Genomic DNA, 15,019 nt, shown 5'->3' with positions numbered 1-15,019 from the left:
GTGGACTGGTCGGCCGGTGATGTCCGGCTGCTCACCGAGGCCGTGGAGTGGCCTGCGACCCACGCGCCGCGCCGAGCTGGGGTGTCCTCCTTCGGCATCAGCGGTACCAACGCCCACGTCATCGTCGAACAGGCGCCCGCCTCTGCGGAGTTGCCGCCCGTGTCCGACACCGGCGCGGTCGTACCGTGGGTGCTGTCCGGCAGGACGGAGGCGGCGCTGCGGGCACAGGCGGAGCGTCTGCTGTCCCTGGCGACGGCTACGGCCACGGACCTGCAGGCGGCCGACATCGGGTTCTCGCTCGCCACCACACGCTCGGCCATGGAGCACCGGGCCGCCGTGGTGGGGGAGCACCGGGATGAATTCCTGGAAGGGCTCCGTGCGCTGGCCGCAGGGTCTGCGTCCAACCGGGTCCTCCTGGGCGAACCGGGCACCAGCGGCAAGGTCGGGTTCTTGTTCTCGGGTCAGGGTTCGCAGCGGTTGGGGATGGGGCGTGAACTGTACGCGGCGTACCCGGTGTTCGCCGCGGCGTACGACGAGGTGTGCACGCTCCTGGACATGCCGGTCGGCGTCGACTCGGAAGAGCTCAACCAGACGGGTTCGACGCAGCCCGCGCTCTTCGCCGTCGAGGTCGCCCTGTTCCGGCTTCTCGAATCGTGGGGCATCCACCCGGACTACGTGGCCGGTCACTCGGTCGGTGAGATCGCAGCCGTGCACGTGGCGGGTGTGTTGTCGCTCGCGGATGCGGCGAGGCTGGTGTCGGCGCGGGCCGCGTTGATGCAGGCCCTGCCCGCCGGCGGGGCGATGGTGGCGGTCCAGGCGACCGAGGACGAGGTGCTGCCGTACCTGACCGACGGTGTCGGGATCGCGGCGGTCAACGGTCCGAGGTCGGTCGTTGTCTCCGGGGCCGAGGACGTGGTGGTCGCCATAGGTGAGGCCTTCCGGGAGCAGGGTCGTAGGACGTCCCGTCTGAAGGTCAGTCACGCGTTCCATTCGCCGTTGATGGATCCGATGCTGGAGGAGTTCGCGCAGGTCGTCGGCGGTCTGGCCTTCGACGAGCCGCGGATCCCGGTGGTCTCGAACCTCACCGGCCGACTGGCCGAGCCGTACACGGCCGAGTACTGGGTCCGGCACGTCCGCGAGGCGGTCCGCTTCGCCGACGGCATCGCGACTCTGGGCGAGCTGGGCGTGACGACCTTCGTGGAGATCGGCCCCGGCGGCGTCCTCAGCGCCCTTGCCGAAGGCTGCCTCGACGCGGACATCGTCACTGTCCCGCTGCTGCGCGCCGACTGCCCCGAGCCGCAGGCCGTCGTCACCGCGCTCGCCGAACTGCACGCTCATGGCGTCTCCCCGGACTGGCAGGCGCTCTTCCCCGGCGCCCACCGCGTCGACCTGCCGACCTACGCCTTCCAGTACGAGCGCTACTGGCTGGATGCGCCCGAGGAGCTCACCGGCAGCGCCGCCGCCACCGGACTCGGGCTGGGAGCGGCGGAGCACCCGTTGGCCGGTGCGGTGGTCGCGCTGCCCGGCGCGGGCGGGTTCCTGGTCACCGGGCGGCTCTCGCTCAGGACGCACCCCTGGCTCGCCGACCACACGGTCATGGACAGCGTGCTGCTGCCGGGCACCGCGCTCGTGGAACTGGCGGTGCGTGCGGGCGACGAGGCCGGTTGCGCGCAGGTCGAGGACCTGACGCTGGAAGCACCGCTGGTCGTCCCGGAGCGCGGCGGTGTGGCCGTGCAGGTGTGGGTCGGTGCCGAGGAGGAGCCGGGCAGGCGCGCGCTGAGCGTGCACTCGCGACGGGAGGACGCCCCGGACGACGCGCCGTGGGTGCGGCATGCGGTCGGCTTCCTGACGGACGCGCTGCCCGAGCCGCCGCACGGCGCGGACCTCGGCGCCTGGCCGCCGGCGGGTGCCGAGGCCGTCGACCTGACCGGGTTCTACGAGGGCCTGGACGGACTCGGCCTGGGCTACGGCCCGGTCTTCCGGGGCCTGCGGTCGGTGTGGCGCAGCGGGAACGACGTTCTCGCCGAGGTCACCCTCCCCGAGGGGACGGAGGCGGGCGCGTTCGCCGTTCATCCGGCGCTGCTGGACGCGGCGCTGCACGCGATCGGCGCGGGCGGGCTCGGCCCCGTCGTCGACGGGCCGCTGCTGCCCTTCGCCTGGTCCGAGGTGGGTGTGCGTGCCGCGGGGGCGACGGCGCTGCGGGTCAAGGTCTCTCGCACGGGTACGGACGCGGTGTCGCTGACCGTGGCCGACGCCTCGGGCGGTCTGGTGGCCACGGTCGGCTCACTGTCGCTGCGGCCGGTGTCGCGCGAGCAACTGCTCGTGGCGGGCGGCTCCGGCAGGCGTGCCGACGACTCGCTGTTCCGCCTCGTATGGCAGCCCGCGGCCCTCACGGCGACTGACGCTGCGGTCGGCCTCGACGTACGGAGCTACTCGGATCCGCCCGCTCTGCCCGCCGAGCCGGCCCTTCCCGATGTCGCGGTGGTCACCGTCGTTCCGTGCCCGGCGGGGTCCGGTACGGAGACCGCCGACCGTGTGCACCGCACTGCGAGTGAGGTTCTGGGGTTGGTGCAGTGGTGGTTGGCGGAGGAGCGTCCGGGGTGTCTGGTGCTGGTGACGCGTCCGGGCGATCTGGCTCATGCTGCGGTGTGGGGGCTCGTGCGGTCCGCGCAGTCGGAGAACCCGGACCGGATCGTGTTGGTGGAGGCCGAGGACACCGATGAGGCGGTCGGTGTGCTGCCCGCCGTGCTCGCTTCCGGTGAGCCGCAGTTCGCGGTCCGCGACGGGGAGGTGTTCGTACCGCGCCTGGTGAAGGCCACCGGGACCGCCACCACTACCGCCGCCGACCTGCCGGACCTCGCCGACGGCACCGTCCTCGTGACCGGTGCCTCCGGGGCGCTGGGCGCGCTCGTCGCGCGGCACCTGGTGTCCGAGCACAAGGTGCGCCGACTCCTGCTGGCGAGCCGCCGGGGCGCGGACGCACCCGGTGCGGCCGAGCTGGAGGCCGAACTGGTCGCATGGGGTGGCGAGGTCACCTGGGCGGCCTGTGACGTCGCGGACAGGGAAGCCGTCTCCGGAATGCTGGACGGGCTCGGCGAGCATGCGCTGTCGGCCGTCGTGCACACCGCGGGTGTTCTCGACGACGGGGTCGTCGCCTCGGTCACACCGGAGAGGATGAGGGAGGTCTTCCGCCCCAAGGTGGACGCCGTGCTGAACCTGCACGAGTGCACCCGGGGAATGGACCTGACCGCCTTCGTGGTGTTCTCGTCCGTCGCCGGCATGGTCGGCAGCGCCGGTCAGGCGAGCTACGCGGCGGCGAATTCCTTCCTCGACGCCTTCTCGGCGCACCGGCGCCGTGAAGGGCTGCCCGCCACATCGCTGGCATGGGGTGTGTGGGAACAGTCCGGTGCGATGACGGACGGCCTCGCCGAGGCCGACCGGGCGCGGATGGCGCGCAGCGGAGTGCTGCCGCTGCCGCCGGAGGAGGGGCTGCGGCTGTTCGACGCGGCACTGGCTTCGGACGAGGCGGTACTCGCCCCGGTCCGCATCGACACCGGCGCGCTGCGCGCCGGTGAGGCCCCGCCGGTGCTGCGCGCCCTCGTGCCGGCCACGGCCGCCCGGAGGGCCGCGCAAGCCGCCGCCGCTCCCTCCGCGTCCTCGCTGGCCGAGCGCCTGGAGGGGCTGCCGGAGGCTGAGCGGGAGAAGACCGTGCTGGACCTTGTCCGGGCCGAGGCGGCCGCGGTCCTGGGGCACGCGTCGGACCGTACGGTCCGGCCGGAACACGCCTTCCAGGACCTGGGCTTCGACTCCCTCACGGCCGTCGAACTGCGCAACCGGCTGAACAAGGCCACCGGGCTGCGGCTCCCCGCGACGCTGGTCTTCGACTACCCGACACCCGCTCTTCTGGCCCGTCACGTACTCATGGAGACGGCGGGGGCGGCCGGACCGGCCCTAGTGAATTCCCTACTTGCCGACCTGGACAGGATTGAACAAGAATTGGTCACGCGGTTGTCAGCGAGTGAAACTCGCGACCGGATCGTGTCAAAGCTCCAGGCCGTATTGGCGATTGCCGGTGAATTCGGCAAGGTACCGGTCCAGGAAGGACCTGGTACGGGCGGCAGCGATCTGGAATCGGCTACGGACGACGAAGTATTCGATCTGCTCGGCAAGGAATTCGGGATTTCCTGACCGCTTCGGCGCGGTCCGGTGACCCCTTGCCGAATTCCGCTAAGTCTTCGCAGGGGTGAGGGACGATTTCGGTGGCGAACGACGACAAGCTCCGCTATTTCCTGAAGCGAGTCACCGCAGATCTCCAGGAGACCCGGCGGCGCCTTCGTGACTACGAGGACGCCGCCGGGGAGCCGGTGGCCATCATCGGGATGAGCTGCCGCTACCCGGGAGGGGTCGACTCGCCCGAGGATCTGTGGGAGGTGGTCGCAGGCGGCCACGACGCCGTCTCGGAGTTCCCCGCCGACCGCGGCTGGGACCTGGACGCGCTCTACGACCCGGACCCGGAGTCCCGCGGGACCAGCTACGCCCGCGAGGGGGCGTTCCTGCGGGACCTGGCGCGGTTCGATGCCGGCCTCTTCGGGATCTCGCCGCGTGAGGCGCTCGCCATGGACCCCCAGCAACGGCTGCTGCTGGAGACGTCGTGGGAGCTCTTCGAGCGGGCCGGTATCGATGCCGCCTCGCTGGCGGGGAGCAGGACCGGCGTGTTCGCCGGCGTGATGAACCACGAGTTCCTCGCCGCCCTCCAGAACTCCCCGCAGGACCTGGAGGGTTACCTCGGGACGGGCACCTCGGGCAGTGTCGCCTCCGGCCGGGTGGCCTACACCTTCGGCCTCGAAGGCCCGGCCGTCACGGTCGACACGGCCTGCTCGTCGTCCCTGGTGGCCCTGCACCTGGCTGTCCAGTCGCTGCGGGGCGGCGAGTGCTCGCTGGCCGTGGCGGGCGGTGTCACCGCGATGGTCGGTCCCGCCACCTTCGTCGGCTTCAGCCGCCAGCGCGGACTGGCACCCGACGGCCGCTGCAAGGCGTTCGCGGCCGGTGCCGACGGCACCGGCTGGGGCGAGGGCGCAGGCCTGCTGCTCGTGGAGCGCCTCTCGGACGCCCGCCGCAACGGACACGAGGTCCTCGCGGTCGTCCGGGGCTCCGCCGTCAACCAGGACGGCGCGTCCAACGGCCTGACCGCCCCCAACGGCCCTTCCCAGCAGCGGGTGATCCGACAGGCCCTGGCCGCCGCCCGGTTGACCACCGCACAGGTCGACGCGGTGGAGGCGCACGGCACGGGCACCCGGCTCGGCGACCCGATCGAGGCGCAGGCGCTGCTCGCCACGTACGGGCAGGGCCGTCCCGACGACAAGCCGCTGTGGCTGGGCTCGATCAAGTCCAACATCGGTCACACCCAGGCCGCGGCCGGGGTGGCGGGCATCATCAAGATGGTCATGGCCATGCGCCACGGCGAACTGCCGCGCACGCTGCACGTCGACGCGCCCTCCCCGCACGTCGACTGGTCGGCGGGGGCCGTACGGCTGCTCACCGAGCGCACGCCCTGGCCGGCGTCGGACCAGCCGCGCCGGGCCGGCATCTCCTCCTTCGGGATCAGCGGCACCAACGCGCACACCATCATCGAGGAAGCCCCGTCGGCCGAAGCGTTCGCGCAGGACACCGAGGCCCGACAAGCGCCGGAGGAAGGCGCGGAGAGCGCCGGGGCCGTCGTCCCGGAGGCGGCGCGCCCGGCCGCGGGCGGACCGGTGCCGTGGGTGATCTCCGGCAGGACCGAGGAGGCCCTGCGCGCACAGGCCGAACGCCTGCTGTCCCGCACGGACGCCGAAGTCCCCCCGCTCGACGTCGCGTTCTCGCTCGCCACGACGCGCACGGCCCTGGAGCACCGCGCGGTGGTCCAGGGCGAGACGCCGACGGAACTCGCCGAGGGATTGCGGGCCGTGGCCTCCGGCTCCCCGGCACCGGGCGTCGCGCGCGGCCTCTCCGGCACCGGCGGGCGCGTCGGGTTCCTCTTCTCCGGCCAGGGATCGCAACACCTGGGCATGGGGCGCGAACTGTACGCGTCCTACCCGGCGTTCGCCGCCGCGTACGACGAGGTCTGCGCGCACCTCGGCACCGCGGTCGACGTCGACTCGGAAGAACTGCACCGTACGGGCGTCGCACAGCCTGCTCTCTTCGCGGTCGAGGTGGCGCTGTTCCGGCTCCTCGAATCCTGGGGCGTGCGGCCGGACTACGTGGCCGGTCACTCCGTAGGCGAGATCGCCGCCGCACACGTGGCCGGGGTGCTGTCGCTCGACGCCGCCGCGAAGCTCGTGTCCGCCCGCGCCCGCCTCATGCAGGCCCTGCCCGCCGGCGGAGCGATGATCGCCGTCCAGGCCACCGAGGACGAAGTCCTTCCGCGTCTCACCGACGGCGTCGGCATCGCCGCGATCAACGGGCCGCGGTCCGTCGTGGTGTCCGGAGCCGAGGACGCGGTCACCGCGATCGCCGAGGCCTTCCGGCAGCAGGGCCGCAAGACCTCCCGGCTGAAGGTCAGCCACGCGTTCCACTCGCCTCTGATGGACCCCATGCTGGAGGAGTTCGCTCAGGCCGTCCGCGGGCTGGCCTTCGAGAAGCCGCGGATTCCGGTGGTCTCCAACCTCACCGGCCGCCTCGCCGAGCCGTGCACCCCCGAGTACTGGGTCCGGCACGTCCGCGAGGCGGTCCGTTTCGCCGACGGCGTCCGGACCCTCCACGACCTGGGCGTGACCACGTTCGTCGAGATCGGGCCGGGGGGCGTGCTGAGCGCCCTGGCCCAAGGCTGCCTGGACGGCGACGTGGTCACCGTGCCCGCCCTGCGCGCCGACCGCCCCGAGCGGGCCGCACTCGTCGCCGCCGTCTCCGAACTGCACGCGCACGGCGTCTCCCCGGACTGGCACGCCTTCTTCCCCGGCGCCCGCCGCGTCGACCTGCCGACCTACGCCTTCCGGTACGAGCGCTACTGGCTCGACGCCTTACCGGCCGCACCCGGTGACGTCCGCGCCGCCGGACTGGGCTCGGCCGACCACCCGCTGCTGGGCGCCGCCGTCTCCCTCGCCGGGGGCGACGAGCGGCTGCTGACCGGTCGGCTGGCCCTGCGCACGCACCCGTGGCTGAGCGACCACGCCGTGCTCGGAACCGTGCTGCTGCCGGGCACCGCGTTCGTCGAACTGGCGGTGCGCGCCGCCGACGAAGCCGGCTGCGACCTGCTGGAGGACCTCACCCTCGAAGCGCCCCTGGTGGTGCCCGAGCGGGGCGGCGTCGCGGTTCAGGTGTGGGTCGGCGCGGCCGACGGCACCGGCCGCAGGCCGCTGACCGTCCACTCGCGCCCCGAGGACGACGCCGACCTGCCGTGGGTCCGCCACGCGACCGGCTTCATCACCGATGGGACCGAGGAGACGGGCGCCGCGAGTGCCGACCGAACGCTCACGGCGTGGCCGCCGGCGGGTGCCGAGTCGGTCGACCTGGACGGTTTCTACGACCGGCTGGGCGCCCTCGGCCTGGCCTACGGACCGGCGTTCCGTGGACTGCGGAACGCCTGGCGCGCGGGCGAGGAGGTCTTCGCGGAGGTCGCCCTCCCCGACGGCACGGACACCGGCTCCTTCCTCCTGCACCCGGCTCTGCTGGACGCGGCGCTGCACGCGATCGGCGTGATCGGTGCGGGCGGTGCGGGCGGCTCCCTCGTGACCGAGGCGGACGGGCCGCTCCTGCCGTTCGCCTGGTCCGGGGTGTCCGTGCGCGCCAAGGGTGCGTCCACCGTACGGGTCAGGCTGGCACCGGCCGGTACGAACGCGGTGTCCCTGCTGGTGGCCGACGGCGCCGGCGAGCCGGTGGCGTCCGTCGAGTCGCTGACACTGCGCGCGGTGTCGGCCGTGCAGCTCCGCAAGCCCTCCGGTGACGCGATGTTCACCGTCGGGCGGGCGCCGCTGACCCTGCCCTCCGACGACGCGGACGGGACGGCGGTCGCGTACGTCCCGGACATCGCCGCACTGGCCGAGGCCGACGGGCCGTCGCAGCCGGACGTGGTCGTGGTTCCGTGCCCCGACGGCCCGGAAGGGGCGACCGGGGCCGAGCGGGTGCGTGCGGTCACCATCGACGTGCTGCGGCTGGTTCAGCGCTGGTTCGCCGACGACCGGACGCCACGCCTCGTGCTGGTGGCGCGCTGCGACGACCTCGCGCACGCCGCGGCGGGCGGACTGGTGCGCTCGGCCCAGGCGGAGAACCCCGGTCGGATCGTGCTGCTCGAAACCGACCGCCCGGACGAGGCGGCCGCGCTCGTGCCCGGCGTCGTACTGTCCGGCGAGCCCCACGTCGTCGTCCGTGAAGGGGAGGTCAGCGCACCGCGCCTGGCCCGCGCCGCCTCTCCGGCAACGCAGGACGCGGCCACCGGCCCTGCGGACGAAGCGGCCTCCGCCCCCGCCGAGGGCGCTGCCTTCGGCCTCGGCACCGTGCTGCTCACCGGCGCCTCCGGCGCGCTGGGCACAACCCTCGCCCGTCACCTGGTGACCGGGCACGGCGTGCGCCGGCTGCTGCTCGTCAGCCGCCGCGGCGCGGACGCCCCGAGCGCCGCGGACCTGACGGCCGAACTCGCGGCGCTCGGCGCCGAAGCGACGTGGGCCGCCTGCGACCTCGCCGACCGTGACGCCCTCGCCCGACTGCTGGCCGCCACCCCGGTCGACTCCGTCGTGCACAGCGCCGGCGTGCTCGACGACGGCGTGATCGCCGCGCTGACACCGGAGCGCGTGGGCGCCGTCCTCGCGCCCAAGGCCGACGCCGTGCTCAACCTGCACGAACTCACCGGCCCAAGCACGACGTTCGTGCTGTTCTCCTCCGCCGCGGGCGTCTTCGGCAACCCCGGCCAGGGCAACTACGCCGCGGCCAACGCCTTCCTCGACGCCTTCGCCCGGCGCCGCCACGCCCAGGGGCGGCCCACGGTCTCGCTGGCGTGGGGCCCCTGGGAGCAGGAGGGCGCCATGGCCGACGCCCTCGACGAGACGGGCAGGTCGCGGATGGCGCGCTCCGGCGTCCTGCCGCTGTCCACCGAGGACGGCCTGCGGCTGTTCGACGCGGCGCTCACCTCCGACGAGCCCGTGCTCGTCCCCGTCCGCCTCGACACCGCCGCCCTGCGCAACCGGGGGGCAGGAACCGTACCGGCCCTGCTGCGCGGACTCGTCCGCGTCTCCCTACGCGGCACGGCCCGGCGCGCCGCCACCGGATCCCTGGCCGAACGCCTCGCCGCTCTGGCCGCCGACGACCGCGACGAGGCACTCCTGGAACTGGTCCGGGCCGAGGTCGCCGCCGTGCTCGGTCACTCCTCGCCTCGGGCCGTACCGCCCACGCACGCCTTCCAGGACCTGGGCTTCGACTCGCTGACGGCCGTGGAGCTGCGCAACCGGCTGTCCCCCGCCATCGGCCTGCGCCTGCCCGCCACCCTCGTCTTCGACCACCCCACCCCCGCCGCCCTCGCCCGGCACCTCGGCACCGAACTCCTCGGCGAGGCCCCGGCCGCTCCGGCCGCGACCTCGGCGCGGCAGGCCGCGGCCGCCGTCGACGAGCCGATCGCCATCGTCGGCATGAGCTGCCGCCTCCCGGGCGGGGTCCGCTCGCCGGAGGACCTGTGGCGGCTGGTGGCCTCCGGCCGGGACGGCATCTCCCGGTTCCCGGACGACCGCGGCTGGGACGTCGACGGGCTCTACGACCCCGACCCCGAGCGCCTCGGCAAGACCTACGCGCGCGACGGCGGCTTCCTGTATGAGGCGGCCGAGTTCGACGCCGGCTTCTTCGGCATCAGCCCCCGCGAGGCCCTGGCGATGGACCCGCAGCAGCGGCTGCTGCTTGAGGCGTCCTGGGAGGCGTTCGAACGCGCCGGGATCGACCCGGCGACGGTCCGGGGCAGCCGTACCGGTGTCTTCACCGGCCTGATGTACCACGACTACGGCCAGGGCCCGCGCGAACTGCCCGAGGGCGTCGAGGGTTTGCTCACCACCGGAGGCTCCGGCAGCGTCGCCTCCGGGCGCGTGTCCTACACGTTCGGTCTGGAGGGTCCCGCCGTCACGGTCGACACGGCGTGCTCGTCGTCGCTCGTCGCCCTGCACCTGGCCGTCCAGTCACTGCGCAACGGCGAGAGCACGATGGCGCTGGCCGGCGGCGTCACCGTCATGGCCGGCCCGACGGTCTTCGTGGAGTTCAGCCGGCAGCGCGGGCTGTCGCCCGACGGGCGGTGCAAGGCGTTCGGTGCCGGTGCCGACGGCACGGGCTGGGCGGAGGGCGTCGGCATGCTGCTGGTGGAGCGGCTGTCCGACGCGGAGCGCAACGGCCATCGTGTGCTGGCCGTCGTGCGGGGGAGCGCGGTCAACCAGGACGGTGCGTCCAACGGTCTGACCGCGCCGAACGGTCCCGCGCAGCAGCGGGTGATCCGGCAGGCACTCACCTCCGCGGGCCTCACCACCGCTGATGTCGACGCGGTGGAGGCGCACGGTACGGGCACGAGGCTGGGTGACCCGATCGAGGCGCAGGCGCTCCTCGCCACGTACGGGCAGGGACGGGACGGCGACCGGCCTTTGTGGCTGGGCTCGTTGAAGTCCAACATCGGTCACGCGCAGGCCGCCGCGGGTGTCGCCGGTGTGATCAAGATGGTGATGGCGATGCGCCACGGAGTGCTCCCGCGAACCCTGCACGCCGATGAGCCGACGCCGCACGTGGACTGGTCGGCCGGTGACGTCCGGCTGCTGACCGAGGCCGTCGACTGGCCCGAGACGGACCGTCCGCGCCGGGCCGCGATCTCGTCCTTCGGTGTCAGCGGCACCAACGCCCACACCATCATCGAACAGGCCTCCGCGACCGAGGCGCTGCCCCCGGCGTCCGGCTCCGGCACGGCCGTGCCGTGGGTGCTCTCCGGCAGGACCGAAGCAGCGCTGCGGGCGCAAGCCGCCCGCCTCGCGTCCTTCCTGGACGACAACGACAACGACAATGACAGGGACAGGGACAACGACAACGGCGGCGACAGGGACGACGACGGTGAGGCGGCCCTGGCGGCCGACGTGGCCTACTCGCTGGCCACGACCAGGGCGGCCTTCGAACACCGCGCCGTAGTGGTCGGGCAGACTCTCCAGGAGCTCCGGCGGGGACTGGCCGGTGTCGCCGGCGGCGCTACGCCACCCGGCGTGGTGACCGGGACCGCACGCACCGGCGGCAGGACCGTCTTCGTCTTCCCCGGGCAGGGGTCGCAGTGGGTGGGCATGGCCGCCGAACTGCTGGAGACCTTCCCGGTCTTCCGTGACCGGATCGAAGCCTGCGAACGCGCCCTCGCGCCGCACGTGGACTGGTCGCTGACCTCGGTGCTGCGCGGCACCTCCGAGGTCGAGCAGGACCGGGTCGACGTGCTGCAGCCCGTGCTCTGGGCGATGACGGTCGCCCTCGCCGAGGTGTGGCGCTCCTTCGGAGTGACCCCCGACGCGGTCGTCGGGCACTCCCAGGGCGAGGTCTCCGCGGCGGTGATCGCCGGAGCGGTCTCCCTGGAGGACGGAGCGCGCATCGTGGTGCGGCGCAGCCTCGCGGTCCGCGAACTCCAGGGCCGCGGCGCCATGGCCTCGGTGACACTCCCGGACGAGAAGGCACGGGAACTGGTCGGCCGGTGGACCGGCCGCCTCGGTGTCGCCGCCGTGAACGGGCCCGCCACCGTCGTGGTCTCCGGGGACACCGACGCCCTCGACGAACTCCTCGCGCACTGCCGGCAGGAGGGCGTTCAGGCCCGCAAGGTCGCCGTCGACTACGCCGCGCACTCGCCGCAGATCGAACACGTCGAAGCACAGGCGGGCGAGGGGTTCGCCGGCATCAGCACGCTCCCCGGCTCCGTGCCCTTCTACTCCACGGTGACGGGCGGGAAGCTGGCCGCGGACGAGCTGGGCTCCGGCTACTGGTACCGCAACATGCGGCAGACGGTACGGTTCCACGACGCGATCCGGTCCGCCCTCGCCGACGGGCACGACGTGTTCGTCGAAGTCAGCCCGCACCCCGTCCAGTCGGCGGGCATCCAGGACGCCATCGAGGCCGCCGGCGCGGACGCCGCGGTCGTACCGACGCTGCGCCGCCGCGACGGCGGACGAAGCCGGCTGATGTTCGCCCTGGCCCAGGCCCACGCGCACGGTGTCGCCATCGACTGGGACGCCGTCCTGCCGGGCGCGCGCCGTGTCGACCTCCCGACCTACGCGTTCCAGCACGAGCGGTACTGGCTGGAGGCGGGCGCCCCGGCCGGTGACGTGCGGGCGGCCGGGCTGGACGCCACCGACCACCCGTTCCTCGGCGCGGCGGTGGAACTGCCGGACGCCGGCGGCCACCTGCTGACCGGGCTGCTGTCCCTGCGGGCCCAGCCCTGGCTGGCCGACCACGCGGTGCTGGGCACGGTGCTGCTGCCGGGCACGGCCTTCGTGGAACTGGCCGCCCACGCCGCGGCCGAGACCGGCTGCGACCAGGTCGAGGAACTCACCCTGCAGGCACCGCTGGTGCTGCCCGAGCACGGCGGCGTCGCGCTCCAGGTCCTCGTGGGAGCCCAGGACGACTCCGGCCGCCGCCCGCTGAGCGTGCACTCGCGAGCCGGGGACGGCCCCTGGACACGCAACGCCACCGGCGTCCTCACCACCGGTGCGGTCCCCTCCGGGACCGACCTGGGCAACTGGCCCCCGGCCGATGCCCGGCCGGTGGACCTGGACGGCTTCTACGACCGCCTGGCGGACCTCGGCCTGAGCTACGGCCCGCTGTTCCAGGGGCTGCGTGCCGCGTGGCGCGGCCACGACGCGGTCTACGCCGAACTCGCCGTCACCGACGAGGCGCAGGCGGACGCGTTCGGCGTGCACCCGGCCCTGCTCGACTCCGCGCTGCACGCGCTGGGCGCGGGCGGTCTCGTACCGGCCGCCGACGGGCCCCTGCTGCCCTTCGCGTGGTCCCGCGTCACACTGCACGGAACCGGAGCGGCGGGCCTGCGGGTACGGCTCTCCCCGGCCGGCGGGGACACGGTAAGGCTGGAGGCCGCCGACGGCACGGGCCGTCCCGTCATGTCGGTCGAGTCACTGACGCTGCGCCCGGTGTCGGCCGAGCAACTGCGCACGAGCTCCCGGGACTCCCTGTTCACCGTGGAGTGGGCACCGCTCGCCGCTACGGCCGGCGTGCGGACACCGGCCGTACGGGCCTACGACGACATCGCCGCCCTCCTCGCCGCCCCCGCGGCGGAGACCGCGGCGCAGGCGGACACGGAGGCCGTCGTCGTCCCCTGCCCCGACGGGTCGGGTACCGATGCCGAGCGGGTCCGGAGCGTCCTCGCCGAAGTGCTCCGGCTGGTCCAGTGGTGGCAGGCCGAGGACCGGGCCGCCCGCCTGGTGCTGGTGACCCGGGGCGCGGTCGCCGCCGGGGACGAGCCGGAAGAGGGCGACCCGGTGCAGGCGGCCGTGTGGGGCCTGGTCCGGTCGGCACAGTCGGAGAACCCGGACCGCATCGTCCTCCTCGACGTCGAAGCGAACGCCGACCCGGAGCGGGCCGTGGCGACGGCCGTCCCCCGGCTCCTCGCCTCCGAGGAGCCGCAGGCGGCGCTCCGCGGCGACGCGCTCCTGCTGCCCCGGCTCGCCAGGGCCGCCGCCGACGCCCCGCGGGCCGTCCCGGACTTCGGGACCGGCACGGTGCTCCTGACCGGCGCGTCCGGCGCCCTGGGCGGGCTCGTCGCCCGGCACCTGGTCGCCGAGCACGGCGTGCGCAGCCTGCTGCTGATGAGCCGGCGCGGCGCGGACGCCGAGGGCGCGGCGGAGCTCCGGGCGGAACTGACCGCCGCGGGTGCCGAAGTGCTCTGGGCCGCCTGCGACGTGGCCGACCGGAACGCCCTCGCCGAGGTGCTGTCCGGCACGCCGGTGACGGCCGTCGTCCACACGGCCGGCGTCCTCGACGACGGCGTGATCGGTTCGCTCACACCGGAGCGCCTGGAGACGGTGCTGCGGCCCAAGGCCGACGCGGTGCTGAACCTGCACGAACTGGCGGGTGAGGTATCGGCGTTCGTGGTCTTCTCCTCGCTCGCGGGCACGCTCGGCACCCCCGGCCAGGCCGGCTACGCCGCCGCCAACGCCTTCCTGGACGCCTTCGCCCGGCACCGCCACGCGCAGGGGCTGCCCGCGGTGTCGCTGCCGTGGGGCCTGTGGCAGCGCACCGGCACCATGACCGAGTCCCTCGGCGGCGCCGACCGGACCCGGCTCGCCCGCGGCGGCGTGCTGCCACTGTCCGACGAGGACGGTCTGGAACTCCTCGACGCCGCGCTCGCGCTGCGGGAGCCCCTCGTGGTGGCGGCACGGCTGGACCTCGCCGCCCTGCGGAACGCGACCGCACCGGTGCCGCCGCTGTTCAGGGCGCTCGTCGGCGGCCGGCCGCGGCGCGCGGACCGGGCGGCCTCCGTACCGCCGGCGCAACGGATCGCGGGCCTGCCCGAGAGCGAGCGCGAAGAGGCCGTCCTGGACCTCGTCCGCTCCGAGGTCGCCGCCGTCCTCGGCCACGGCTCGGCCAAGGCCGTCCAGCCCGACCAGGCCTTCGGCGACCTGGGCTTCGACTCGCTGACCGCGGTCGAGCTCCGCAACCGGATGAACAAGGCCACCGGCCTGCGGCTGCCCGCGACGCTGGTCTTCGACCACCCGACACCCGCGGCACTCGCGCGGCGGGTGCTGAAGGACCTCCCCGGCGGTACGGCCGGGACGGCACCGGTCTTCGACGAGCTCGACCGCCTCACCGCCGCCCTCGACGGCGCCGGAACGGACGGCGTCGACAACGTCACCCGAACCAGGATCACCATGCGTCTCCAGGCGCTGCTCGCCCACTGGAACGGGGACGAGCCGGCCGATCCGGGAGGCGCCGGCGGAGCCGGGGACGAGGACGACCTCAGCTCGGCGAGCGACGAAGAGCTGTACGAGCTCCTCGACGACGAACTCGGCATCTCCTGAACTACGCAGGCCAAAAAAAGGGGGCGGGC

The 15,019-nt window shown here is 74.1% G+C and carries 2 protein-coding genes; both read left to right on the top strand.

Going from position 1 to position 15,019, the window contains the following annotated elements; all coding sequences use genetic code 11:
- Nucleotides 1-4,188 carry an SDR family NAD(P)-dependent oxidoreductase gene (locus tag ACFYW8_RS35775; RefSeq protein ID WP_389088280.1) on the top strand — a complete coding sequence of 1,396 codons (4,188 nt, stop codon included), beginning with the start codon at nucleotides 1-3 and terminating at the stop codon, nucleotides 4,186-4,188.
- A gap of 71 nt (nucleotides 4,189-4,259) precedes the next feature.
- A complete protein-coding gene (locus tag ACFYW8_RS35770) occupies nucleotides 4,260-14,990 on the top strand; it encodes a type I polyketide synthase (protein ID WP_389088275.1) in 10,731 nt (3,576 codons plus the stop codon).
- The last annotated feature ends 29 nt before the right edge of the window (nucleotides 14,991-15,019 follow it).

It is taken from the genome of Streptomyces sp. NPDC002742 (assembly GCF_042888885.1).
Lineage (GTDB): Bacteria > Actinomycetota > Actinomycetes > Streptomycetales > Streptomycetaceae > Streptomyces.
Note: the sequence above shows the minus strand (reverse complement) of the source record. Positions and strands in the feature narration are given on the sequence as shown.